Below are 25,966 nucleotides of genomic sequence, written 5' to 3'. Positions count from 1 at the left end.
AGGTAATGCAAGTAATGGCGGATTTATAGGTCGAGTATATAATGCCACTATAGAAAACTCATACTCAGTGGGAGTGGGTTATGGTGGTCTTGTAGGGTACAACTACAGTTCTGGTTCAAGTTACTCTAACAACTTTTATGATAAAGATACCTCAAGGAGTACAAGCACCACCGGCGCCACTCCAAAAACCACCGAAGAAATGCAAACCCAATCCACGTTCACAGATTGGGACTTTGAGACCATTTGGACCATGACAGAGGGTGAAACGTATCCAACGCTACGGGACGTACCGGAAGTGGGGGACGAGCGTCAATGGCCAGAGCTAGACGTTGATGCGGTACGAGATATAGCGGAGCAATTGTCTAATCAAGATATCACCGCTCATACTGTGGCCATGGGACTGGGGGCGACCCAGCAAGAAGCACTCAAACATATCGCCACGGAGACGAACGGCACGTTCTTCACGATGGATACCAAACGGTTAACGGAAGATGAACTTGACGATCGTATTGACCACATATTCGATAGCATTGTCAAATCGATTGGTATTAGAGAGATAATCAGAAGTGATACATCAGATTCAGAGCGAACGTTCTATTCCAACATGTTTAACGGGACAGACTATGAAGGTGCCAAACAGTGGATAGAAGATAACGGCGTCAATCTATTAACGGGGAACTACCTCGAAGAACATACAGACATCACGATAAAAAGCTCGGGATTAGATTTAGACATCGGCAGAACATACAACTCAAGTGAAGCTGGTAATGTCACAGTGCTCGGAGATGGCTGGCGCACATCGTACGACTCTTTCATCACCAAGACAAGCGAATACGGCTTCGTGACGGCCAGTACCCTGAACGTCAGAGACGATAAGTATATACCAGAGGGCTCTGAACAGGCCAGCAGCAGCGTCCCTGGAGAGGTCATAGGCCAAGTCAGCTACGGTACCATTATTGAAGTGCAGGGGACTGTGACAGACTCCAATGGACGAACATGGTACCAAATCAGTCACAATGGTGGTACAGGCTATGTTGCCAGCTGGTATGTGACAACCTTTAATGATATCGAAACGGCGAGAATCACCTATCCATCAGGGACAGAGATTCCTTTCTTTGAAGAGGATCAGGTTAACAACGAGACAACCTACACTAGTCCTTACGGTGTCTACGATACGCTCGTAAAAAGAGACGGAGCGTACATCCTGACCAGACAGGATCAATCTCAATTTATTTATGACGAAACCTCCGGGAAACTCGTGGGTAAAAAAGACAAGTATGGCAATCGGATTACGATTGAGTACCATGACGAGTATGACAAGATTAAAAGAGTTTATGATAACGTCGATCGTAAACTCGTGATGTCCTACAACGATGCAGGGCAAATGACGCAAGTACAAGAATATATCTTGGGCGCGCCGGGTCGAGCGGTCCAATATGATTACGAAGGCGATTATCTCGTTTCGGTAACCGACCTCGAAGGTCACATCACAAGGTATTTATATACAGATAGCCGCGAAGGTGAAGATGAGGAAGAGACACCAGAAGCAGACAAGAAACAGCTCCTTCATCGGGTTATAGATGCCAATGGTCATCAGGTGGTTCGTAACGAATACGACACGTTCGATCGTCTGATTAAACGCTATGATGGTCTTGAGCATGTCAAACTGTATATTTACGACGATATTAACAAGGCGAGATACGTAATCGACGAAAACGGGCAAGAGCAGAAGGTCACATATAACCAAGAACTAAAGCCTGTGGAAGAAATTAATAGCATCGGCGGTAAGAAGCAATATACGTACGAGGTTAAATATAATGGCGAGTGGCATGACCTTAGCCAATACGACACAGACGATACCCAAGACAATGAAGAGTATAAAGATATCAGATCTGAGAACCGTCCAACCAGAGTGACCGTCCAAGAGGTAGTGAAACGTGAGAAACAGGATGACGGAACAGTGGTCGATTCATTCCGCACAATCGTGCGTGAGTATGATGCCAACCACAACCTTGTCAGTCACACGGACCCAATCGGGCGTAAGACAACGATGGAATATAACGATCAGAACCAGTTGACGAGTGAAACGAATCCACGTGGACACACCACATCCTATGAGTATGATGAGGATGGCATCCACTTGTTAACGGAAACTGATCCGCTCGGTCACGCCACAGAGTACCTATACTACAGTAGTACGGCGATCAAGGGGTTAGTCAAACAGATCAAAGACAAGCGTGGCAACGTGACTCAGTATCAATACAACGATGCGTTTCATAATCGCACGAAGATCATTGATCCTCTGAACCGAGTCACAGAGAATATCTACTACAACATTGGATTACTCAGATACGAGAAAGATCCTAAGGGATACACGACTAGCTTTCAATATGACAAAATGGGTCGAACGAAAGTAATGACGGATGCCAAAGGAGAAACGATCCATTACGATTATGATGACGTAGGAAACAAAGTCAAAGAGATCGATCGAAGACATAACGTCACCACATACAGATATAATGAGAAAAATCAACGTACCAAGAAAATTGATGCCAAAGGTAACGTGACGACTTACCGCTACGATCCGGTGGGCAACAAGGTTCAGGAAATCGATGCACTCGGAGCCACGACCACGTTTAGATACGATGACGTGCACCGTCTCGTAGAAGAGATACAGTCTGTAGATGACGAGCGTACCATTTCCACACATTATGAATATGACTATGCTGATCGCTTATTACGTGAAACGGTGGGCGATCGCTTGCAAGTAAGTAACGTTTACGACGATGCGGATCAATTACGTCAAGTCTACGACGCCAATGGCAATGTCGAGATTTATGATTATGACGCCAACGGCAACATAAAAAGTTACACCAACAAACGGGGCTATACCACTTCGTATGAGTATGATGCACTAGATCGTCAAACGAAGGAAACAGATCCACAAGGAAACGTCTATGAGACACATTATGATGCTAACGGCAACGTCACAGGAGAAGAAGATCCTTTAGGGCGTTACGCGAAAATGACGTACGATGAAGCGAACCAGCTTATCACGGAGGAAACCTTTGTCCAACGTGACGAGCCGATCGATGACACGTTTGAAGGGACTTACAAGTCGACGGGCGTGAAGAACGAGTACCGTTATGACGCCAATGGCAATGTGAAAGAGGAGATTGATGCCTTAAACAGAGTGACCACCTACGACTATGATGAATTGAATCAGCTCACGCTTGAAAGCAGAACCCATGAAGAGTCGGGTGAAGTCCAAGCGATAGAGTATCGTTACGATGCAAACGGCAACCAAACACACGTCATCGATGCCAAAGGTAACATCACGGAAACGATGTACGATGAACTGAATCGTGAGCAATTCGTCTACGATGCCAAGCGGAACAAGACGGAATATCGCTACGATGCGGTGGGGAATCACATCTTCGAGATCGATGCCGCAGGCTATGTATGGGAACAAGAATATAACGACTTAGGCTGGGTTACCGCAGAGGTGAATCCGGAAGGGGATCGAACGGAGTACACCTATGATGATTTCGGTAACGTCCTAACCGAACAACTAGGGACTTTACCAGCAACAGAGTATAAGTACACAGCACTCCAATTTTTAAAGCGTATCATCCGTCCTTACGGTAACGTTGAGAGTTTTGAATACGATGTGCATGGCAATGAAAGGCTCCATTACGATGAAGACGGTCACGTAACGGAGTATCAATACAATGCATTAGATCAACATGTGAAGACCATTAACCCTGTCGATCCAGACCATCCAGACCAACCGCAAGCCGTCTTTGAATACCGCTACGACGCCGTCGGTAACAAGGTTTTAGAGATTGATGGCAAAGGTGGACAGTGGGAATACAAATACGATCACTTCGATCGATTGGAAAAAGAAATAGATCCGGAGCGACACGTGACATCGTATGAGTATGACCTCGTCGGTAATAAAGAGGCTGAAGTCGATGCGAATGGCAACCGGATTGAATTCGACTATGATTCTCTCGATCGCCTTGAAGCGGTCAAAGAGGGCGAAACAGGCATCGTGGAGGTCTCTTACACGTATGACCTAAACGACAACGTTGAAACGCAAACGAATGGTGAAGGACATACCACCACCTATCGCTACGATAGCCTAAATCAACGGACGGATATCATTGATCCTGAAGAGAAAGTGGAGCACTACACGTATGACGCTGTCGGCAACATTGACACTAAAACGGATCGCAACGGTGTGATCACCGATTACACGTACGATGGCGTTGGGCAATTAACGAGTGAAGTAGCTGGAGATGAAACGATCTCCTACGAGTATGAACTAGGTGAACGCGTCAAAATGGTGGATGCCAGTGGTGAAACGAATTACCGACGCGATTACAATAACCGACTTGACCTCATCACTTATCCTGACGGGTCCCAAGTCGAGTACCGCTACAACAGCCGAGATTTACGTAGCATGGAGAAGGTCATCATCGGGGATGAAAGCCACACCGTCTTCTATGAGTACGATGAGCTCAAACGATTAAAGCATGTCATGCTCGGCGACAGCACGAGAACCACAACTTACACCTACGACGACAATGGAAACCGTGAAACACAGACCTTATATAACGGCATGCACACGTCGTATGAGTATGACGGACGTAATCTATTAACGAAGCTGCGTAACCAATTCCCAGCTAGCAGTGGGGCAGAGGATCAAATATTTGAATATGGGTACTATCCGAACGGAACGCAAGAGTATAAGATAGAACCGAAAGGAAAGACGTCCTTCACCTACGACACCTGGGATCGCGTCACCACCATTGAAGAACCGAACGGCCACACCACCACGTACACGTACGATAGGGCAGGCAACCGCGAAACCCAAATCGTAAAAGATGCCGGCGGCGCTATGATCTCTGACATCACCTACTCGTACGAGAGCCGCAACCGTTTGGAACAAGCAGTGGATACAGTCGAAAACACGACCGTTGAGTATGGATACGACGCCAACGGGAATCAGCTTACCGTCACCACAAACGGTGGAGAGCCAGACGTCTATACGTACAACAACTTTAACCAGCTCACTTCATCTCAAACGGCAGCTGGAGACATCAGCTATACCTACAATGGAGACGGTTATCGGGTTGGGAAAACGGACGGCCAAGGCACCACAACGTACCTCTACTCCGATGATAAAGTAGCCGCGGAGATAGACGGTTCAGGGATGGTCCACCATCAGACTTACGGTCACAACCTGATTCATCGACAAGTAGGCCAAGCAGATATGTTATTCTATGTGTATAACGGTCACGCCGATGTCATGCAGGTCACCGACTACGAGGGTAATATCCTCAACACGTACGACTACGACATCTTCGGTCACCACCTCGTTGAAGAGGAAACGATCGCCAATCCGTACCGTTATGCAGGCTATGTCTATGACAGTGAACTAGAGTATTACTACCTTAACGCTAGATACTACGACCCTGAAATCGCAAGATTCATCACCGAGGATACGTACAGAGGGGAATATACCGACCCGTTAAGCTTGAACCTATACACCTACGGGCATAACAACCCGATAAGGTATCATGATCCGACAGGGCATTTTATACAGTTTGCCGTTGGTGCAGTCGTTGGCGTCGCAACGACAGCAGCCTTTGATGTTGGTATGAACCTTTACAAACACGGTTGGAATGCCTCAGATTGGGAATTCAGCTCAAGTGCCGAATACGCTAGCGCAGCTGTTGGAGGCGCCGTTAGTGGTGGTATATCTAACGTATTAAAGGTAGGAAAGGCCGTCAGTCAAACACTCGCAGTAGGCGCAACCTCAGGTGCCGCAGATAATGTCACAAGACAAAGTATTGAAATAGCCCAAGGTGAACGTAGTGAATTTAGCCTAAATGAGCTTATGACTGATATGGTACTAAGTGCAGGTTCTGATGCAGTAGGAACTCAAGCACTTAAAGGTTTCAATAAAGGTACCAACGACACCTCTAGACAAGTGTTGAATAGTGTAGACGATACGACTACATTACCTGCGGTTAATAACTTGACTGAGGGTACGGGGAAAGTTGATGACTTTGCTAAAGAACCATTCCTGCCTGATGAATATTACAAAAATAATTATGCCCCAATACAAGGAACACCAGGAGCTAGGATTGATTTTAGTCGATTAGGTTCAAGTGGTAAGGTAGAAAATTCAAGAGTAATCTATGACCAAGCAGGTAAGCAAAAATATAGAATTGATTATACTGACCATGGGAATTCTTTTCATCACACAAACCCACATATGCATGAGTACATTTATCAAGATGCAGGAAAAAGTGTTAAAGCAGAAATAAAATATTTTATGGACTTTTCTACTGGTAGACTAAGACAAGGGATAATTGATGGCAAAACAAACAAGATAAAGTTTATTGATTAATGAGGGAGGAACGCTTTTTGATTTTTATAAAAAATTACGAGACTGTAACAGATAAATTAAACGCCCTTGGCTCGTGGACTTATAAGGAAATAGTGGGAATTGACTACGCTATGGATATAGATTTTGAAGATAATTACACGACTTCACTAACCCTTTCTTTTCATGTCTCGGTTATTGAAACAAATCAACGCTTCAAAATGAAAATCAGATACTTTAATGTTTCTGATCTTAGTGTAAGAAAAATTACAAATCTTTACCTGACTAGAAGTTTGATAGTACATGATAAAAAAGAGTTAGGATGGGATAGGAGTCAACGATACCACGTTCATGATGACAGTGGGTATGGTGAGAACGATGGATACAACTTTATTGAGTTTTACTGTAGTTCTATGGAAGCTATTTCACTGGAAGAATTCTAATACTCCAAACCTTGATTGGCTAAATGCCTTTCAAGGTTTTTACTTTAATTCATGATAAATCAGCTGATATTTAAGTAAGACAATAAGAAAGTGCTTTGTTTGAGAATCGAGAGCTCATGATGGTAGTACCATCAAGGAGTTTTATTTTAATACTGGCTAGGAAGAAAAGTGCGAGAATTGGACGAGATGACATTTTACATGGCAGGGTTAGTTATGACATGGAATAGCTTACAAACTAACGAGAATGACAAAGCTCGTGGCGATAAACAGTGGGGTAACGTTTAATAGTATTTGGCTGACTTTTTATTTATAGCTCATAAGGGTACGGGTAAAACAGGGACTGTCAGGGATTCAGTCAAAGCCACTCAACCAGCACATGCGGGAACGGTTATCCCAAAATCTTTTGAACTTACTGCTGGGAATAGTAGGTAATGGGTTCACCTAATGCGACAAATCAACTAGGACAGTATCTCACGGCAATATAATGACTGATCAACAGATAATATCTAGTAGGATCAGTTGAACAAGCAAGCAGACAAGGTATAACCTATGATAGGTTGACCAACGTTGGAAATTAATTTTTGCAATACTAGAGTGGAAGGTCAATTACCTGTTATTAAACATGCTGTGTATATACCCTAATTTTAATTGAAAAGAGGGATGGTGGAGTTTCGTCTTTACCACAAGGTCTAAGATTAAAGTAGGAGGATACTATAATGGAAAAACAAGGATGGGTTTCAATTTGGTTAGGGAATATTAACGATGAGGACTCAATAGGAGAGTATGTTGATTTAACGTATGATGAGGATGGCGAGTCTGTCCCTCCCCAATTCTTTATCGATTTTAATATTGATATGGATGAAACAGATGAGGATACTATAGAAAAAGTGGTCTATAAGAATAGTAGTAGTGATATTTCAGCATTATTAGATGGGTGTTCGTATGAAGAAATTGTCATCCCAAAAATCCAGAAAAGTATAAACCTAAAGAAATCATATAATGCAGTAATTTTAATATATAATTTTGAATATAACAGTGGAATTAGATCAACTGGTGCTTTTGATTTTATTGCTGCTACAAATTATAGTAAGAGAACTCTTAAAGGTATGGAGAATTGATTTAGCTATGGTTCAGAGATTACTTATCTGGTAGGGTTGCTTTATAATACAGATAAAAATATATTTTAATCAGCCTGTGTAGTGCAAAATAGAATTTAAGAGTTTTGCAAGAAAAACTTTAGAAGGTTTGCCAGCCCTGACAAAACCCTCTACCGTTATTGGTGTCGAATCAAAAACGAGTGAGGAAGTGAAAGGATGCTGGCAATGCCTGAAATTAAGCATATCAAAAAATTACGAAACGAGAAATGTTTATCTATAAACGCTATTACAAAAAGAACAGGAATAAGCTGGGTCACAGCGAAGAAATATGCGGATATCGACCAACTTCCTTCGGAAGAGATACCGAAAAAACGGGGCATGATGTATGAAGAAAAGTGGGGAGAAATTGTCTCCGACTGGCTGATCGAAGATGCTGCCTTGAAAGCAAAGCTTCGCCGGAACAATAAACTAGCTAGCATCATGGATCTTTATACTAGAAAGATCGTAGGTTGGGGCATGGATAGTAGAATGACAAAGGAGTGAGTGACGACCGCTTTAGAATCAGCAATATTAAAAGAAAAAACTGGGAGCTAAAATATAACATCACACTGTTTGGTGTGTTTAGTTTATTGACTGAGTACCATACCTATATACCAAAGTACTGCGATGTGCAGAGGATAAAAGACGTAGAAAAAGTACTTTAACCCGATCCCCTTTTTGCCATTGTATAATAGCAGCAGTGGCAGAGCGAAAATCATCATCCATTGAAAATCAAAAAATCCAAATAAATGTGAAAATAATCCCTCCCGTATCCATCCCCATCTTCTAACCAGATAAAAGAGTATGAGACAATAAAAACCATAGCTTATCGTCACTTTCCATTTATTTTCTTTTGCAAAATAAAAGAGGATACCTAATAAGATCATTAGGAGACCGCCATCAACTACAAGAAGGTTTCCAGAAGTTTGAATTGTGAAAATGGCCATTGGGGAATTAAGCAACCCTGTGACTTCGAGAGAGCCAAATATGAAGAAAGAAACAAATTGCCACACAAACAACCCTATTAAAAATCTTACTTTCTTTTTTTCCAGCAGCATGATAAGGAAGACGATTAAAAATAAAGTAGAGAAGAAGTTCATTTCAATATACAGTCTGTTTAAATCTGAATAGTAAACATGAAAGTTTATAAATAGGTTCAGGAAACTCATTCCAACTGCAGCTATCCCTAAACGGGTCAGGTATCTTTTTCTGTTAGAGGTATGCTTATATCCGATCACGACACAATAGATAAAGATCGGAGCAGCGACTCTCCCTACCCACCTCATCCAATCTGGTGAATCTGGTATAAAGTGTCCATAATGGTCAATAAACATTGTCGCCAATGCAATCATTTTTAGCTTAGTACTTGTCATGCGGCTTCTCCCTTACTATAGAATAAACGTAAAAGCCAAACGCCAAAGTTTTTCTTTGCCGTTTGGGCAGTCCAGTCATAAGCTCTGTACTTTTTATCTTTTTCTAAGGTATTCGGAAAATTCACTACACTAGGGCATAAATTATTAAGCTATCCGACCCGCTAGGAAAGGCAAACTTAGTTCCCCCACCACTTACAGTATAAGTTATAACTTTACTCTTCCAATAGCCATTTTAAATAAAATCAACCTCCAAAGTGTCATTATGAAGGTTATTGATTACTAGCCTAGAATTACTATTACCATTCCTCCTTCCTCCTCTTCCTGCAAGTAAGGAGGTTCAGGGGATTCTGTTATACTATAACAATGCCACCGTTAGGAATATGTCGAAATGTGACGAATGAGGGAAGGAAATGTCGTGGGGCTGCCCAGCGTGAGAACCAATAAGACAAAAAAGTTTTAAAATGACTACCACAATTTCCCTTTGGCTATCGAATACAGTAATGGTGATTTTTTATAAAATAGATCATTTCCTAGTATAACTTTGAAATCGAAAACCCATTTTAACCTAATTATTATCCCCAAAAAGTAGCAAATATATTAAATGACGATGTGAGAAAGAATGTTCGTTATTTTAATGTAGTACAAAGACAAGACTGATAAACAGTATTCACTACTAACGATTCTAATATGATGAGGGATAGTGATGGATCTAAAGAGGCTGAGTAAAGAGGTTTATATGCTTTGCGTCACGCACCCTGGGAGTACGAACTAGAATTAAATGAAGAGGGTTGGGTAGATATTAGCCAGCTTTTGTATTCTTTGCGTGAAAAAAGGATATGGAAAGATGTGAACGAGGAAGTCTTAAAACACATGATTATGAGCTCCGATAAAAAGAGGTATGAAATTATAGACGGTCGAATTAGGGCATTATATGGCCATTCAACACCTCATAGGATAATAAAAGATGCTAAATGTCCCCCTGCTGTACTATATCATGGTACTGCAGCAAGATATGTTGATAGGATAAAAAGGAAAGGGTTACTACCGCAAAAAGCTTCTGATGTAGAAACTGCCAAACAAGTTGGTAAAAGGCGGGATACTAATCCAACCTTGTTATGCATAAAAGCTGTAGAGGCGTGGAATGAAGGAGTTAGATTTTATAAAGGTAATGATAGTGTTTGGTTAGCTCATTCTATACCAAGTAAATTTATTGATTTTTAGCAACCTTAACGAACCGTCTAGACTGTAGATTAAGTACAGTAAAGTACATTAGGTCTACAGTCTTTTTGATAGAATTCTAGAATAGAGTGAAGGACTAAGGGTTGAGGAAAAGTCAACTCGCACGGAAAAGAGGCGTTATCAAAAAGGATAATGAATTATACTACGAATATTTGAGTAAGATTATGGCCAGCTTAGCGTCATTGTATACCAACAATTGTCAGCAAGTTGTAATTAGTGGGAGGCGCAATTATGGAAGTAAATCAATTTAAATGCTCAAAGAATGAATGGTACTTTATACGTCCATTTTTTTTCACACCATACGATACAAAGGAGCATTGGGATGTAAACATTAATATGATAAGGTTTAGAATAATAAGTAGTATCGTCATTCCACTTATCTTTACATATTATATATTTATCGATAATGGCTCATCCTTCTTTTTTAAACTTTATTTTGGCTTAACGGCAAGTGGCCTTTGTGTTTATTTTTTTGTTATTAAATATGATTATAAATTGCAACAAGCAAGAGACAAGAAACTACTTATTGAACCGACAGAAAAGGATCTCATTTATTTAATAATAGATGAATCAGAAATAAAAATTAATTGGCTTAACAACATTCAAAACAACAAAGCTTTGTACTATATGCCGCTAGGTTCACTTGTAAATATCAAGGTTATTAATCTAAAGCTACCGGAAGAAAAATATTTATCTGCCGAAAAAGAACTAATGAATTATATTGATATTATAAGTCAAAAATGTGAAGGGTTTAACGCAGAAGCCAAACTAAGATATGACGACAAGTACGCCTTAGAAATAACCCATAAAAATACAAAATATGATAGTTATATACCCATACCAGACTCTTGGTTTGATAATGGTGAATACGCTAGACTCATAAAACTACTATCGTCATTAACAGAGATAGAGGTAGACGAGACTTTACTAATCAACGCTGACTAACCCATTAAAAAGGTGTGTTGTAAATATGATAGCTTTAGATTTATTATTTATTTTAATATTTGTAATAACAGGCTCAGTAACAGCTTTAGTCTACGGGGTAAGCGGTTGGCTTATCTATTTTTTCCCTTCATTAACTTACCGTGCTTATCGGCGAATATTTATTGAGATTACAGCTGTCACATCTGCTTCATTTGCCATTATTTATTATTTGGCTATAGAGCATGTTCAAGAAGGGTATCCGCTGCAAAACACTATCTTACCGATCGGGGCGTTACTGTTATTCTTTACTACATTCTTTTCCACATGGGTGAGACGAAAGATTGTTTTAGTTACAGCAATCTGGGGAGCTGTTTGTATGATCTGGTCCTACTTCTGGCCAATGTAAGGCAATGGGTAAATGAAACTGATTGCTTGAAACCTTTTGATTGCTTACAGTTTTGAGTAGTAGAAAAGTCTACAACAGTCTTTTCCTGCTCAAGATAAACGTGGTAACCCGTTAGTGTCTTAATACATAGCATTAATAAAACTATCATTGTCTTACATGTTTAAAAGGAGGATATATCCATGGCATTAGATAGAGAAACCAAAACGTCTTTATTGGCTAGAAGAACATTGGCTTTTTGTATAGACCATCTTATAATCACATGTGTAGGAGTGATATTTATATTTATTTTCCTGGAACAACTCAATAATGCTTATGGCATAGAATTATTGTTTTATGTATCGGTTGTATTAGCGTTAATGACTATGCCATATTTTGCTAAAGACTTACTCAAAGGGAAAAGTATAGGGAAAAGAGTAATGGGTCTACAAGTTCGGTCTTCAGAAAATAATAATGAAGTTCCCTCTAAATGGCAGCTAGTTGTAAGAAATATTACAATGTTTATATGGCCTATTGAATTTCTAGTTCTTGTTTTGAATAAAGAAGGTCGAAGATTAGGAGATATGTTTTCTAATACGGTCATGGTTATTGAGGAACAGAATAGTAGCAACAGTAAGATATAATGGACGTCACTGCTTTGGTATGGAACGAACCGGAGACATTAAAATATGCTCCTTATCCGCCATGACAACCCTTTGAAAGCGATGTTATAATAACATAACGTCTATTAAATGTTAAAAGAGGGATACATATGAACACAGCCGGAGTACGGAGGATGACTCATGTGAGTCAACAACAAGGGGGAGACCGTGGCAACAATAACAACTCACGTCACATACGACGTTGGTTCATGGTGTTTTTGATTCTATGTTGTAGCGCTAGTTTATTTGTCACAAGTAGCGGAGTGACAGCACAGGAAGCGGAAGACCCAACCTCATCTCCAAGGGAGAGTGCACAAGCTGCAGACGTCATTGCGGTGGGGACGTTCGATTTGAATAGTCAGTCTGAAGAGCGTTACCAGGGTGAGTGGTACGTGCATCTGTTTATGGCAGAAGCGTATTACAAACCTTTACATGAAGAAGAGGTAGGGGGCATCCTCACGGTGTGTATGCCCGTTGAGTCCGGTGAGCACATACAAGGACATCAGTATAGAGGTGGCGCTTTTCTTATCCTGCTACAGGAAGGGGAAGACGGGTGTTATTACCCTGTAAACGACACTTATGGGTGGATTGATATGCTAGATGGAGAAGTACTAGGGGAGTCTCAGTCATATTTCTCCCAGTTTATGGCGGTCAACGAGTACGTCACACCTCAGCGCAGTCATAACGTGTTCGTGTCACTCATGTTCGGTGCTTTGGTCCTCGTTGTTATCTTTGGATATAGGAAATACAGGCGTCTCGTCGACGATTATAAACATACCCCTAAGTTTGACTAAAAGGGTGCTTACGACTATCCGTGTTTTATTCTTTATCTTTATTCCTTACCCTTACCCTTAACTCTAGCGTCCTTTCTGTTCGTTCATCTGGATCGCCTCTCTGGAGAGAGGGTCTGCTGGATTATCTTTACTCTGAATCCATTTTAGGAAGAAAAGGTCCAGTCGATCTATGTAAGTAAGGGCTTGTTTTAGTAGCGTATCGTAAGCGTCTTTTTTGGCGAACCTTTTGTCAACGGCTTGTTCTACAAGCTGGGAGTCGGTATGGAAGAGCACTTGATTGTACCCTTCCGCCTTGCAGTGCTCTAACGCTTTGAGTAAAGCGTGTAGCTCTGCTTCATGATTAGACATGCTCCCTAGAGGAATGGTGAGTCGCTCGACGCTCCCATCCTCTTTTTTTATGAATATACCCGCCCCAGACGGTCCTGGATTTCCTGCACTTGCCCCGTCAATGTATACCTTGATCATCGTTTAGCTCCTTATGTTGTGTTAACTTGTTTATTAGTATTGTATGAATGCACGCTTATGATTGCAAGTTGCACATGCTACATCATCCTATCCGCAAGAGCCACCCCATCCTATTGCATTTGAATGCCAAAGATCTGTTGCCCGCGTGTCGCCAGCACGAGTGTATCATTAAACACCGCCGGAGAGGCCTCAACCGTCGCGCCAAGGTCTATCTGATCGATTATCACGCCCGTTGTCCCTTCTAAGAGGGACAGCTGTCCCCTGGAGTCAGCCTGAAGCAGAAACGCTTCCCCGTCCTTTGTATACACATCCACAGGAGAGGACCACGCGTAATAGGGCATTTCCCATCGCCAGACTTCCTCACCGGACGCCTTATCTAAAGCGACCATAAGTCCTTTATGGAAAGCCCCATAGCGGGCTAGGGTGAAAATAACGACATCCCCGATCTCATGTTTCCCAACGATATTCGTCGCCAAAGCGCCCCCATTGACATCAGGATCTGAATAACAGGGATAGTGCGTATCCCAAACCACTTCACCTGTTAAGCCGTTGATTTTACGTATGGAAGCATCACCTTGTGTCCCTTGTTGATCCACTTCTGTTGCCGTATATATATACGGCGTTTCTTCTTCTACGTCTACGGTGAGCGTGGCATCGGTGTCATCCGTCGGCCCAAGGACCCAAATCGGTTGAAAGGTTTGTAAGTCGATGGCCTGCACACTCCCGCCATTGTCTGCAAAATAAGCTAAGTTTCCGTAAATGGCCACAGCGTTTTCTATCCCTTGATGTTCGTTGCCCTCTACACGATAACGGTAACGAGACACGATAGGATCAATGGATAACGAAGGCGGCTCAGCCTCGTAAGTCGTGCGCAACTGAAGATGATAAAGCAACCCATTCTCGCCACCGACAAGCATACTATCCTGCTTCTTATTGAATAAGGCAGAGCTATCAAAAGCACCCCAAGACCTAAAGGCCTGTGCATCCAAACCACTCTGGTGATACAGTAAGCTCTGATCTAGTAGGGAGTATAAGCCGAAACCGATCTCTCCCGTTTCAGGAATGCCTTCCCCTACATATAACAAGGGGAAACCCCTCGTGTCTACCGAAACACTTCCTTTTATAGGGTTGCCGACGTTGAGAGGGTCACGGGTCTGCTCGCCGTTCTTCAGGTCAAAAAAGTATACTCGGCCGTCCAATGAACCGTAAATGACTTCAACAAGGTCGGTGTTGGGGGCGTTGGTGCTACGAAGGTTCATCACCTGTCTCGTTTCTTCAGGCCAATTGATGATCGCAGGCTGACCGGTCCAACCGGCACCACCACCCCAGCTACTCGTACGGGTTGTGAAGGACCACCTTATTTTCAGCGTAGTTGGTCTTTGCTCTAAGTAGCCATACGCGGGTTGTGTTCTCGTTGGATTGCCACGAAAAGTCGGCACCCCTGCAACGTCTGTGTAAGGGTATGAGTACATGTCATTTAGTGGTACATGTGTCACGGGTGTGTCCTGGTTTGAGGTGAGGATGTCATAGGTCAGTAGGCTCTGAATGCTAGGGTGTGGTGTGGGAAAGGTAAAAGGGGTCGAGGGATATGTATCCGTTTTAAACGCTTGATCTAAGGGTTCGGTTTTCTCTGACGGGGCGGTACGCTTTGCCTTTTGTGGCTCGCCTGCGGTGTCTTCTGCGGTTTTATTAGGATTCCGAACGAGTGGTTGGTCTGCCTTACTCGTATATTGGTCAGGATAATCACGATGGGCCTCAGGGGGATGCGGAGTGAGACCGCCTATTTGGGGCTCAGCACTCATCCACGCTAAGGTATGCGACCAACAAAATAGGGTTAAAAAAGAAACGAAGAGCATCGTAGGGAGCTTGGTCCAGAGGTTTCTTAACTTTGCTCTCTTCATGTCAGACCTCCTCAGGTTCCTTTCACATCTTACGTCTGAGAAGGTCTAAACATGTCAATTTTATGATTGCGCTTGCTCTTCGGTCATGGTTTGTGGGTGTGACTTGTGATTTTTTTTCTTACGCGTCGATAAGTAGACACCGCTCAATATGAGTAACAAACCGATCAGAAGGGACGGTGTTATGGCCTCGTTCAGGAGGAAGTACCCCCATAGAATAGCGAAAGGCGGCACGAGATAAGTGACCATCGTCGCAAGCTCAGCACTTCCTTTTTGCACTAACTTGAAAAAGAGGATATAGGCGATCCCAGAACCTAATGATCCGAGTCCAATAAAGTTCCATATCACATCCGTCTTAAGGATGTTCCCCCAGTTGTTAGATTCGATAGCAAGTGCCATGACGCCTGTTGCAAGTGCACCGACGACTAGTGTCAGACAGGCAATCTGGTACACAGAGACCTCGTTTAAAGTACGCTTACTCAGTTGGGATGAGAATCCGTAAAACAGTGTGACTAAGACCATGGCCCCCACGGCCAAAGAATCTTGCACGTACAGTGCAGACCAGTCTATATCCATCAAGACGATGATGCCAATGAATCCCACTAGAATACCCAGCCACTGGTATAAAGTGGATTTAAGCCTGAAGATGACAATGCCAATAATCAAGGTCCAGATAGGCGTTGACGCATTTAACACACTGGCAAAACTGCTGGTGAGCTTCGTTTCGCTGTAGGCCAGTAACATCCATGGAATGGCGGAATTCAACAAACCTACCGCAACGAGAGCGCCCCAGGGTAGGTTTTGCCAGTCGAGTCGTTTCCTTTGGTATATGAGGATCGGAGCCAGTGCAACAGCGCCAAAAAGACAACGCCAAAAGGCCACACCGATAGGGCCAAAACTCTCCAGTCCTACCTTAATGAAGAAAAATGAAGCCCCCCATATGAGGCTGAGTAACATCAGTAGTCCATATAAATACGCAGGCAAATGTGACCCCTTCTTTCCATTTTCACTCTTTAGCTGTCGAGGGCTAAGTGTCTTAATTTTTCATTCTTAAGTGTCCCACATCAGCCGTTATGTTTCAATCTTTTTGACCATTAAACGAAGATAGTATACATTGAGAGAAGATAGTATACATTGAGAGCAGATAGGGTTCTGTTCCCTATTTTGATATTCCTTTTCAGATCTTTTCTGTATACGCTTAACTTCAAATCTTGAACGGACGGCTAAGGTTGGTGTCATGATGTCAATTCGAAAACGTTTAGTTTTATCTAATATTGCGATGGTCGTCATCCCTATTTTATTCTTTGTACTGACGACCATGTTACTGGTCTCCATTTTCTTTGGAGATGTGAGAGGGTTTTGGCAGGATAATCATACTGGTGATCCAGAGCGTGCCTCCGTTAACCATGAGATGGTGGCCTTGAAAAAAGTCGCGTCACTGACACCCGAACAGTTAGAAAACCCTGATTACCTTTCGTCTGTTAACGACACCTTAATGGAAGACGACACCGCCTTAATCGTAAGAAAAGGAGACGAACTGACTTTTGTGCCTCCTCACTTTGATTCCTTATCGCCATCTGATTTGCCCCCGTTTGGTGCAGAGCAAAGTCAGCGGCCGGTACAAAGCATAGGCGCGGGTCATTTTTACATGCAGACATATGATTATTTTTATCCTGACGGTACAGAGGGAACGCTGTTTCTTCTTCGTGATCCGGGCGCCACTGCAAATGTGGCTAGACAATTTTTCCCCTTACTGTTTGGCAGCCTCATTCTTATCCTGATCATGACGAATGGTTTACTCACGTATTTTGTGTCTAAAAGCATCCTCCAGCCAGTCAATGATTTGATGCGGGCCGCACAGGAGATGAGTAACGGGAATTTAGACTTTCACATCAAACCTAAGAAAAAAGATGAGCTCGGTCAGTTAGCCCAAGCCTTTGAACATATGCGGCAAAAATTAAAAGCGTCTACTGCATTGCAAATACAATATGAGGAAAATAGAAAAGAATTAATCTCGAATATATCCCACGATCTTAAGACACCTATCACATCTATTAAAGGCCATGTGGAAGGCATTCTCGATGGTGTGGCCAATACACCTGACAAGATGAAGCGATATCTGCAAAACATTCATACGAAGTCCACAGATATGGATCGGTTAATTGATGAGCTTGCCCTATACTCCAAATTGGATCTAAAGCGCTTGCCTTTTCACTTTGAAGAGGTCAACCTCAAAGCCTTTTTGACTGATGTGTTGGAGGAGTTGACCGTTGATTTTGAGGACGAAGGGGTTGCTCTTTCTTTTCATGCCGAGAAAGCACCTTCTAACACTTCCTACGACGTGATCATGGACCGGGAGCAAATCAAACGCGTGGTGGTGAATGTGATCCACAACAGTTTGAAGTATATGGAGAAGGATGAAAAAAAGATTCGTGTCCGTTTAAAAGAGCATGAGGATCAAGTCATCGTGAACATACAGGATAACGGCCCAGGTATTCCCGAGGAGGCGCTGCCTTATGTCTTTGATCGGTTTTATCGTGTGGATACGTCTAGGAATACGAAGACAGGCGGAAGCGGCCTTGGACTGGCCATTGCCAAGAGAATCCTTGAGGAGCACCGTGGCGACATGTGGGTTGAAAGTATAGTAGGAGAAGGGACCAGTGTCTTTTTCATGCTAAAAAAGACAGGGAATGGATGAGGAGGTAGCGTATGAAGCGGGTATTAATCATTGAAGATGAATGGGACATTGCAGAGTTGGAACGAGACTATTTAGACCTACATGGTTTCTCGGTCGATATTGAGACATCGGGTGATCGTGGACTCACAAAAGCCTTGACCCAAGAGTATGACTTAATACTCCTTGATCTGATGTTACCTGAAAAGGACGGCTTTCAAATCTGTAAAGAGATAAGGGAAACACGAGATATCCCTATTTTAATGGTGACAGCGAAAAAAGAGGACATCGATAAGATTCGCGGGTTAGGGCTCGGGGCTGACGATTATATTGTCAAACCGTTTAGCCCCAGTGAATTGGTTGCTAGGGTTAAAGCACATTTGTCTAGGTACGAACGATTGGTAGGGCCAAAAGATACCCAGGGTCACAACATTCGCATAAGAGGCTTACACATCGATCAAGCTTCACGCCAAGTTTTTCTTAATAGCAGAGAAATCACGTTTACAACTAAGGAGTTTGATCTGTTGCTCTTTTTAGCGCTACATCCGAACTACGTATTTAGTAAAGCCCATTTATTTGAAAGACTGTGGGGGTTGGATTCTATGGGGGATATATCCACGGTAACCGTCCATATTCGTAAAATCCGTAAAAAGATAGAGATAGACCCGTCAAATCCACAGTATATCGAAACCGTTTGGGGAGCCGGGTATCGTTTGAGAGGTTAGTTTTTTTTAGAAGATATTAAGAAAGGTTCTGGATGAACCGCAAGTCACACTAATCGATGTGATTTGCGGTTATTTTATTTAAGAAAAATTTAAGGATTTGTTTAGCTGATATTTAGAAATGGGAGATATCCTGCATGTGAATGGCTTATGAGTTGACTTCGAGACTCAGATTGGCCATGGAGGATGATTGAGGTCTTGGAGGATGACTGGCGCCCATGGAGGATGACTGGCGCCCATGGAGGATGATTGACGTCTTGGAGGATGATTCACGTCTTGAGTGTGATTAACGTCCTGGAGGATGATTCACGCCAAGCATGGAGCAGTATGAGATTCAGAGCAATTCAGAGATTGAGATCTCGTTGGATTTGCTAAAAAAGGGGGAACGAGGATGCAGAACATCGGACTAAGGGCAAGAAAGTTATTATTAACACTCCATATTTTATTTGCTTCGATCATGTTCGGGGTAACTGTGGTCTTTTTGATATTAAGTATTGCGGCCGCAGCTTCTTCAGATAGGGATATTTTAATGGCAGCCTATACGAGCATGCATTTGCTCGCGAAGACATCAGTCAGAGCGTCGACAATTGGCACAGTCATAACGGGGGTATTGCTTTCGGTCGTCACCCATTGGGGGTTCTTTCGTTATCACTGGTTAATATTAAAAGAAGGACTGACCGTACTATCTATCGGTCTTGGCATGGTGGGGATTTATGTGTGGTCCTTGAATGGTTTAACGATCGTCGAGAGTCAGGGAATAGGAGCATTAGAAAATCCTGAGTTTCTCGTTAATCGTACGTATCTTTTCATCGGGATTGGTCTTCAGCTTGTGTCGCTCATCGCTATTTTTCTCCTTTCTGTATTGAAACCGTGGGGTAAAAGGAAAAAACGGCAGGACAAAGTCACACAATGAACTGTTGAAGGAGAAAAAGGTATGCTAGAATAGGTGTCAGAAGCATATTGTAGAGGAGTCGGAGACATGGATGAGTTCTTTCGTCGAAGAAGCAAAAGCAAAGGGTTTACCTTATTTATGGTTTTCGTCTTAATTTTGGGGCTCTTTATTATTGCCGCCGGTTTTTGGTTTTTGATCAGCGGCCCAGAGGTGGCCATTTAGTCTGGGAAGCGTCTCGCGGGGTTAAGTCGCGAAATGTTTAACCTCATACACGAACAATAGCGGTAAACGAATTACTGCGATACAACGCCTTGGGTGCATACCAAGGCTATTTTTGTTTGTATCTACAAAATAGCTGAGGATATCGGGCTTGTAGCTTTTTCTGTGGAATCCGACTATGTTAAGATGGTATTGATCACAAACTAGTCGAGACAATGTGACGAACAGCATGCGAGGTTGTCTCACATTTGCCAAGGCCTTAGGCTTATAAGCATGGAGGCTTATGGGTTTATAATGGCCTTTACCCTCACAATGAGTATAATGTTATAAACGAAACGATGACACGATCGGGAATATGACAACAATACAATCCAGGTATAAGGAGGTCTTTTTTCCATGCAAGTCAAATCGATAGAACCGACACCGAGTCCAAACTCGATGAAGCTGAATATAGAACCAGCGTTGCCACAAGGTGTCACTTACAACATCAACCCGCAAAATAAACATGAAGCTCCTGCCTATATCCAACAGATTATGGAGGTTGAAGGGGTAAAAGGGGTTTACCAAGTGAGTGATTTCATGGCTGTCGAGCGCCATCCGAAAGCTGACTGGAAAGTGATTCTCCCTCAGGTGCGTGCTGTATTTGATGAGCATGACGCGGGGGAAGAAGGAAGAGCAGCAGCTTCTGATGAAGAGCCTGCACAAGTTCAAGATACGTACGGAGAAATAGAAGTGTACTTCCAGATGTTCAAAGGGATACCGATGCAAATCAAGCTCCAACAAGGGGATGAGGAGCATCGTGTCGGCTTACCGGAGCGTTTTATGGCAGCGGCGATGAAAGCTCAGCCTTCCGCTGATAACCTCGTGTTAGAAAGAAAATGGGTGGAAAAAGGGGTCAGATATGGTGATGTCGATGAAGTTGGAGAACAACTCGTCGAAGAGCTTAACGCTGCCTACGATGAAGAGCGTATAGACCGACTGGTGGCCAAAGCGTTCCAGGAAGAGCAAGACGTCGATCCGGATGAAGCTTTTTCAGCAGCACGTGTACAAGAAGCGTTGCAGGACGAGGACTGGAAGACGAGATATGCGGCTCTTGAGCGCATGCGTTTGACAGAGGATGAGATTCCTATTTTAGAACAAGCTTTACAAGATTCTAAGATGTCTATTCGTCGTTTGGCCACCGCTTATCTTGGTGAGGTTGGGGGCAAAAAAGTGTTACCTCTCCTGTATAGTGCGCTAGAAGACAAGAGTCCGGTCGTGAGACGTACAGCGGGTGACGCTATTTCCGACGTCGGAGACCCCGAAGCGATGCCTGTCATGATCAAAGCGTTGCAGGACCCTAACAAGCTTGTACGCTGGCGTGCGGCACGTTATATGTATGAGGTTGGAACTGAAGAGGCGCTTCCAGCTCTCCAAGAGGCTGAACAAGACCCAGAATTTGAAGTGAGCTTACAAGTGAAGATGGCCTTAGAGCGTATTGAAGGTGGCGAAGAGGCGGAAGGAACCGTATGGCAACAGATGACGCGTAAAATGAACGAAGAGTCCTAGTTCGTCATCTGAGTCCTAGTCTGTTATCCGACCGAGTCCTAGTCTGGTATCGAAAGTCAAGCTTCGCTTTGGCTCTCATCCTTGTCTTCATGTCTAAAAACATAAGCGAGGATGGTCAAGCCTAGAGTAAAGATGACGATAGCAAGTAACCCGTCTAGCCAAGCGATGGGGCCGTTCATAACAAACACTCCTTCATATCACGTCGTTTGCTACATCCTATGGTGATAGAAGGACAAGTATGCCAATCAATTTTAAAAAATGGACAGGAGGGATTGGACATGTCTACGTTTGAAGTTGGGACCGTTGTCCAAGCCGTCTATAAGACGGGTGTCTACGTAGGAGAAATCATTGAAGTGCGGTCCTCTAAAGCGGTGGTCAAAATATTAGCCGTTCTAAAACATCCCACTCAAGGGGATCTGCATCAACCTTACCAAGCGAATGTGGACATGTTTCATCAAAGAAAAGCGTTAGCTTACCAGGAAAAAGCGCTTGTGCCACACCCTCATTTGCGTACTTTTAGTGGTGATACCCCTGCCTATGAAGCGTCGTTGGCCAAAGCTGTCGATGAGGAAATCGAGGCTTTACAACAAAGAGACGATCAGTGGGCGCAACAATGCGTGCATCAACTAGAAGCGTTGAAGAAGGAATATTTTCCAAAACCATGATGACTGAATGGATCGTATTTCATCCTCTTGCGGGCTATACTAAGAGATAGTCGCACTATTTTCTGGGAAATGATACTGATGAATCGGGTTTATGCAAACAAAAACTTTGACATTTCCTGATGATTTGTTATCATATTTTAATGGAAATATCTCATCATAGATAGGGTGAAGAAATATGAGTGAAGAAGCACAGAAGAGTCATGTGGTTGCTACAGAGAGTGACAATGTTAAACCATATCGTATTCTTCTTTATTATAAGTTTACGCCAATAGATGATCATGAAACGTTTGCACAGGAACACCTGGATTTTTGTAAAGAGTTAGGGTTAAGAGGAAGAGTCCTCGTGGCACCTGAGGGTCTAAACGGAACTGTTTCAGGCACCATTGAACAGACAGACAAATATATGGCAGAACTGCACAAAGACCCAAGATTTTCGGATATGGTCTTTAAGATAGATGGAGCAGATGAACATGCCTTTAAGAAGATGCACGTTCGTGCCAGAGACGAAATTGTCACGTTCAGAGTAGATGGGGTCAACCCAGTCAAAAAAACAGGTAAGTACTACACACCGAAGGAATGGCGCGAGCTGTTACAGCGTGACGACGTGATCGTGTTAGACGGCAGAAATGATTATGAATACGATATCGGTCATTTCAGAGGGGCGATTCGTCCAGAGGTCAAGGCCTTCCGTGACTTCCCTAAATGGATCAAAGAGAACTTACAAGATAAGAAGGATAAGAAGATCATCACGTACTGTACGGGTGGTATCCGCTGTGAGAAGCTTACATCTTGGATGCTCGAAGAAGGATTTGAAGACGTGGGACAATTAGACGGTGGTATCGTCACCTACGGTAAAGATCCTGAGGTACAAGGTGAGCTATGGGACGGTAAGTGCTACGTATTTGACGAGCGCATTTCTGTACCGATTAATCAGAAAGAGGATGTTGTCGTCGGAGAATGTTACCACTGTGGGAAAGCTGAGGATCGCTACATCAACTGTGCGAACCCATGGTGTAACCTCCAGCACGTCTGCTGTGAAGAGTGTGAGAAAGAACACAATCATTCCTGCTCCAAAGAGTGTGAGGAACATCCAGATAATCGCTACCTTGCAGCGAAAAGAGAAATTGAAGCGGAAGAAGCCAACGAAGCCGAAATGGCCGACTGCGACGACACGGCAGACCACTGAGGATAATGACATGTATCCTAATCGCGTGCCGATTAGTTTAAGTTGTTAAAAGTAGGCTTGTTACAAATGTGATGTTATTAAGTTGAATTTAGTATTCTTAAATTAAACTTATGATTCGATTCGTATTTGAAGAAAGAAGAACTTCCAATCATGTGGAAGTTCTATTTTTTTGTCCTTGTCCTATATCGAATGAAGGCCATAACGCTAAGTAAACAAATTGATTCACTTACATGATCTAACAAATGCTAAGAACAATTTAAAGTTATGATCGTCACACTTGTAGTTGAACTCGGGATGCCATTGAACGGCTAAGGTAAATGTTTTATTGGGCATGACAACAGCTTCTATCAACCCATCTTCAGACGTTGCCGCAGGCACTAACCGTTCTGAAAGCTTCTTAATCCCCTGGTGGTGATAACTATTGACCTTAAGACACTCTGTTTGAAGAATAGGATAAAGCAAGGTATCTTTTGCTATGCTTACGTGATGAACGGGTTCAGTGTAGGGTGGGTCTTGCTTATGATTAATATGACTCTCGCTCCGCTGGGTCGGAATATCCTGATATAAGGTACCACCTAACAATACATTAAATAGTTGCAGACCACGACAAATCCCGAATAACGGTTTATCCAGTTCTGCTACATGCTTAAATAAAATGGACTCCATGATATCACGATCTGTGCACATTTCCCCACAACGATCCTCTAATTCCTCACCATACAACTCTGGATTGATATCATGACCACCTGTGAATAGGAAGCCGTCAAAAGTATGGGCTAACCTTAGAATACTGTCCTCGTCTGTGGTTAACGGTAACATAATCGGGATGCCACCCGCATCCTCAATCCCTTTCATGTATCCAGGTAGCATCCAGTAACTTTCTTTTTCTCTATCATACAAGGGTAGTACGCCAATGATTGGTTTCTCCATCTGTTTTCACTCCCAAATGATTTAACGATCTTCTTTCTTTATAAAGAAAAGCAAACTTTTCTTCAACAAAAAGGCTACGTCATGATTAAGAAAATGATATTTGCCACAGGTAAACACATCGCTTTCGGTAGTAAATGAATCAACAATAATGCTATGATAGCAGTAGGTGTGATCAGTGTCACCGTTAAGTTAGTTTTAATTTTCTAAATTTTATAGAAGTATCACTTCATAAGCGCATGAGTGGCGAAGCGAACACGAAAAAGCAAACACAAGAAGGAGTCCAAGAAAAACTTGAAGTTAAGAGGAAAAAGTAAAGAGTAGAATAGTAGAAAGATAATGTAGCAGAAAAGGTAGAAAAATAGAAAGAGGACACAGTGAAAAAGATAATTTTGAAGATGATTTTCAGAGAGGGGACATAAACAGATATGGAAAAGGTTCAGTTAGGTGTAATCGGGCTTGGGGCCATCGGTCAAGGGCTTTTACAACAGCTCCAGGCTAGAGAAGACGTGCAGTTGAGTGCCGTGTGTGACACTCAACGTGCGGTGGCCCAACGTGTTGCTCAAGAAGCGGGAGATATCCCATACTTTACAGACTACCAAGCGCTACTGGCAAACGCAGATGCGGATCTCGTCTATGTGGCTGTCCCGCCGAAGTATCATGAACGAATCGTTCTCGACGTACTACAGGCTGGAAAGCATCTTCTCTGTGAAAAGCCACTGGCGAATGCCGTTGATGAGGCCAAAAGAATGAAAGAAGCCGCAAACGAAGCCGGGGTGGTCCACGCGATGCACTTCCCACTTCATTACCAGCCTGGGCTCATAGGATTTAAGGAACGTTTGCAAGAAGGATACATAGGTCAACCTCGTCATATCCGCTTAACGATGCATTTTCCACAATGGCCACGACTGTGGCAACAAAACGATTGGGTGGCCGGGCGTGAACAAGGGGGATATGTTCTTGAGGTCGGCGTCCATTGGATACAAGCGATGCAAAGTATGTTTGGTCGCGTCACCGACGTTCAAAGTGATATTCGTTTTCCATCACATAACGATGCTTGTGAAACAGATATCATAGCGCAAATGAAACTTGAGGATGGTACACCCGTCCTTATTGAAGGCATGAGGGACGTAGCGGGAGAAGAGCATATTGAGTTTGCCGTGTACGGAACAGAGGGTACGCTTAAGCTCCTTAACTGGAAGACGTTGGTCGGTGGAAAAGTCGGTGAACCGATCGAAAAGCTAACGGATGGACCGATACAGAAGGGGAAAATGATTCAAGAACTCATCGCGGCTGTGAAGGGACAAGAGGCGGAGATTTATGACTTTAATGTGGGTTACGAGGCCCAAGTGGTACTCGAAGCGCTCAGACGACCTCAAAGTCAAGGATGGCAGACGCTAAAATACGTGTAAGGGAGAGA

The 25,966-nt window shown here is 43.0% G+C and carries 23 protein-coding genes; 17 read left to right on the top strand and 6 right to left on the bottom strand.

What is annotated here, in order from left to right; translation table 11 throughout:
- The first annotated feature begins 67 nt into the window (after positions 1 to 67).
- The 4 genes from JKM87_RS08065 to JKM87_RS08050 all read left to right on the top strand — a co-directional run bounded on the left by JKM87_RS08065 (position 68) and on the right by JKM87_RS08050 (position 8,480).
- Positions 68 to 6,421: an RHS repeat-associated core domain-containing protein gene (locus JKM87_RS08065; RefSeq protein WP_336885150.1), complete on the top strand. Its 6,354-nt coding sequence runs from the start codon at positions 68 to 70 to the stop codon at positions 6,419 to 6,421.
- 17 nt (positions 6,422 to 6,438) lie between these two features.
- Entirely contained in the window at positions 6,439 to 6,840 is a 402-nt protein-coding gene (locus tag JKM87_RS08060) for a hypothetical protein (RefSeq protein WP_202079836.1), read from the top strand.
- A gap of 716 nt (positions 6,841 to 7,556) precedes the next feature.
- Positions 7,557 to 7,958 carry an immunity 22 family protein gene (locus JKM87_RS08055; protein ID WP_202079835.1) on the top strand — a complete coding sequence of 134 codons (402 nt, stop codon included), beginning with the start codon at positions 7,557 to 7,559 and terminating at the stop codon, positions 7,956 to 7,958.
- A 204-nt stretch (positions 7,959 to 8,162) separates the two neighbouring features.
- Entirely contained in the window at positions 8,163 to 8,480 is a 318-nt protein-coding gene (locus JKM87_RS08050) for a hypothetical protein (protein WP_202079834.1), read from the top strand.
- An 83-nt stretch (positions 8,481 to 8,563) separates the two neighbouring features.
- On the opposite strand, the gene JKM87_RS08045 is transcribed toward JKM87_RS08050, so the two are convergent.
- Complete coding sequence (locus tag JKM87_RS08045; RefSeq protein ID WP_202079833.1) at positions 8,564 to 9,349, bottom strand: TraX family protein; 786 nt, start codon at positions 9,347 to 9,349, stop codon at positions 8,564 to 8,566.
- 741 nt (positions 9,350 to 10,090) lie between these two features.
- On the opposite strand from JKM87_RS08045, the gene JKM87_RS08040 reads away from it, so the two are divergent.
- From JKM87_RS08040 to JKM87_RS08020, 5 genes are all read left to right on the top strand, one after another.
- Entirely contained in the window at positions 10,091 to 10,570 is a 480-nt protein-coding gene (locus tag JKM87_RS08040) for an RNA 2'-phosphotransferase (RefSeq protein ID WP_336885149.1), read from the top strand.
- A gap of 249 nt (positions 10,571 to 10,819) precedes the next feature.
- Positions 10,820 to 11,533, top strand: a complete 714-nt coding sequence (locus tag JKM87_RS08035) for a hypothetical protein (RefSeq protein ID WP_202079832.1) — start codon at positions 10,820 to 10,822, stop codon at positions 11,531 to 11,533.
- Between the two features lie 25 nt (positions 11,534 to 11,558).
- Positions 11,559 to 11,918: a hypothetical protein gene (locus JKM87_RS08030; RefSeq protein ID WP_202079831.1), complete on the top strand. Its 360-nt coding sequence runs from the start codon at positions 11,559 to 11,561 to the stop codon at positions 11,916 to 11,918.
- Between the two features lie 179 nt (positions 11,919 to 12,097).
- Positions 12,098 to 12,538, top strand: coding sequence for an RDD family protein (locus JKM87_RS08025; protein ID WP_202079830.1), 441 nt, complete (start codon positions 12,098 to 12,100; stop codon positions 12,536 to 12,538).
- Positions 12,539 to 12,699: 161 nt separating this feature from the next.
- Complete coding sequence (locus JKM87_RS08020) at positions 12,700 to 13,350, top strand: hypothetical protein (protein ID WP_202079829.1); 651 nt, start codon at positions 12,700 to 12,702, stop codon at positions 13,348 to 13,350.
- A 63-nt stretch (positions 13,351 to 13,413) separates the two neighbouring features.
- Here the strand turns inward: JKM87_RS08020 and JKM87_RS08015 are convergent, their stop codons facing one another.
- From JKM87_RS08015 to JKM87_RS08005, 3 genes are all read right to left on the bottom strand, one after another.
- Positions 13,414 to 13,815 carry a reverse transcriptase-like protein gene (locus tag JKM87_RS08015; RefSeq protein ID WP_202079828.1) on the bottom strand — a complete coding sequence of 134 codons (402 nt, stop codon included), beginning with the start codon at positions 13,813 to 13,815 and terminating at the stop codon, positions 13,414 to 13,416.
- Between the two features lie 110 nt (positions 13,816 to 13,925).
- Complete coding sequence (locus JKM87_RS08010; RefSeq protein WP_202079827.1) at positions 13,926 to 15,716, bottom strand: outer membrane protein assembly factor BamB family protein; 1,791 nt, start codon at positions 15,714 to 15,716, stop codon at positions 13,926 to 13,928.
- Between the two features lie 60 nt (positions 15,717 to 15,776).
- Positions 15,777 to 16,697 (bottom strand): DMT family transporter, encoded by a 921-nt coding sequence (locus tag JKM87_RS08005; protein WP_202079826.1) that lies wholly within the window; start codon positions 16,695 to 16,697, stop codon positions 15,777 to 15,779.
- 256 nt (positions 16,698 to 16,953) lie between these two features.
- On the opposite strand from JKM87_RS08005, the gene JKM87_RS08000 reads away from it, so the two are divergent.
- The 5 genes from JKM87_RS08000 (at position 16,954) to JKM87_RS07985 (ending at position 21,768) form a co-directional block, all read left to right on the top strand.
- Entirely contained in the window at positions 16,954 to 18,411 is a 1,458-nt protein-coding gene (locus JKM87_RS08000; RefSeq protein ID WP_202079825.1) for a sensor histidine kinase, read from the top strand.
- Positions 18,412 to 18,422: 11 nt separating this feature from the next.
- Positions 18,423 to 19,112 (top strand): response regulator transcription factor, encoded by a 690-nt coding sequence (locus tag JKM87_RS07995; protein ID WP_202079824.1) that lies wholly within the window; start codon positions 18,423 to 18,425, stop codon positions 19,110 to 19,112.
- A 388-nt stretch (positions 19,113 to 19,500) separates the two neighbouring features.
- Entirely contained in the window at positions 19,501 to 20,022 is a 522-nt protein-coding gene (locus tag JKM87_RS07990) for a hypothetical protein (RefSeq protein WP_202079823.1), read from the top strand.
- 66 nt (positions 20,023 to 20,088) lie between these two features.
- Complete coding sequence (locus JKM87_RS18050; protein ID WP_272899187.1) at positions 20,089 to 20,223, top strand: hypothetical protein; 135 nt, start codon at positions 20,089 to 20,091, stop codon at positions 20,221 to 20,223.
- 393 nt (positions 20,224 to 20,616) lie between these two features.
- Positions 20,617 to 21,768 carry a conserved virulence factor C family protein gene (locus JKM87_RS07985; protein WP_202079822.1) on the top strand — a complete coding sequence of 384 codons (1,152 nt, stop codon included), beginning with the start codon at positions 20,617 to 20,619 and terminating at the stop codon, positions 21,766 to 21,768.
- 56 nt (positions 21,769 to 21,824) lie between these two features.
- Here JKM87_RS07985 and JKM87_RS18045 read toward each other — a convergent pair whose 3' ends face one another.
- On the bottom strand, positions 21,825 to 21,947 hold the full coding sequence (locus tag JKM87_RS18045; protein WP_272899186.1) for a hypothetical protein: 123 nt from the start codon (positions 21,945 to 21,947) through the stop codon (positions 21,825 to 21,827).
- A 99-nt stretch (positions 21,948 to 22,046) separates the two neighbouring features.
- On the opposite strand from JKM87_RS18045, the gene kapB reads away from it, so the two are divergent.
- Entirely contained in the window at positions 22,047 to 22,433 is a 387-nt protein-coding gene (kapB, locus tag JKM87_RS07980; protein ID WP_202079821.1) for a kinase-associated lipoprotein KapB, read from the top strand.
- Between the two features lie 175 nt (positions 22,434 to 22,608).
- A complete protein-coding gene (gene trhO / locus JKM87_RS07975; protein ID WP_202079820.1) occupies positions 22,609 to 23,619 on the top strand; it encodes an oxygen-dependent tRNA uridine(34) hydroxylase TrhO in 1,011 nt (336 codons plus the stop codon).
- A 222-nt stretch (positions 23,620 to 23,841) separates the two neighbouring features.
- Here trhO and JKM87_RS07970 read toward each other — a convergent pair whose 3' ends face one another.
- Positions 23,842 to 24,549, bottom strand: coding sequence for a gamma-glutamyl-gamma-aminobutyrate hydrolase family protein (locus JKM87_RS07970; protein ID WP_202079819.1), 708 nt, complete (start codon positions 24,547 to 24,549; stop codon positions 23,842 to 23,844).
- A gap of 425 nt (positions 24,550 to 24,974) precedes the next feature.
- On the opposite strand from JKM87_RS07970, the gene JKM87_RS07965 reads away from it, so the two are divergent.
- The gene (locus tag JKM87_RS07965) at positions 24,975 to 25,958 is read left to right on the top strand and encodes a Gfo/Idh/MocA family protein (protein WP_202079818.1); all 984 of its coding nucleotides are present in this window, start codon (positions 24,975 to 24,977) and stop codon (positions 25,956 to 25,958) included.
- Positions 25,959 to 25,966: the final 8 nt, after the last annotated feature.

Origin of the sequence: Caldalkalibacillus salinus, from assembly GCF_016745835.1 — a bacterium.
GTDB classification, from domain to species: domain Bacteria; phylum Bacillota; class Bacilli; order Caldalkalibacillales; family JCM-10596; genus Caldalkalibacillus_A; species Caldalkalibacillus_A salinus.
Note: the sequence above shows the minus strand (reverse complement) of the source record. Positions and strands in the feature narration are given on the sequence as shown.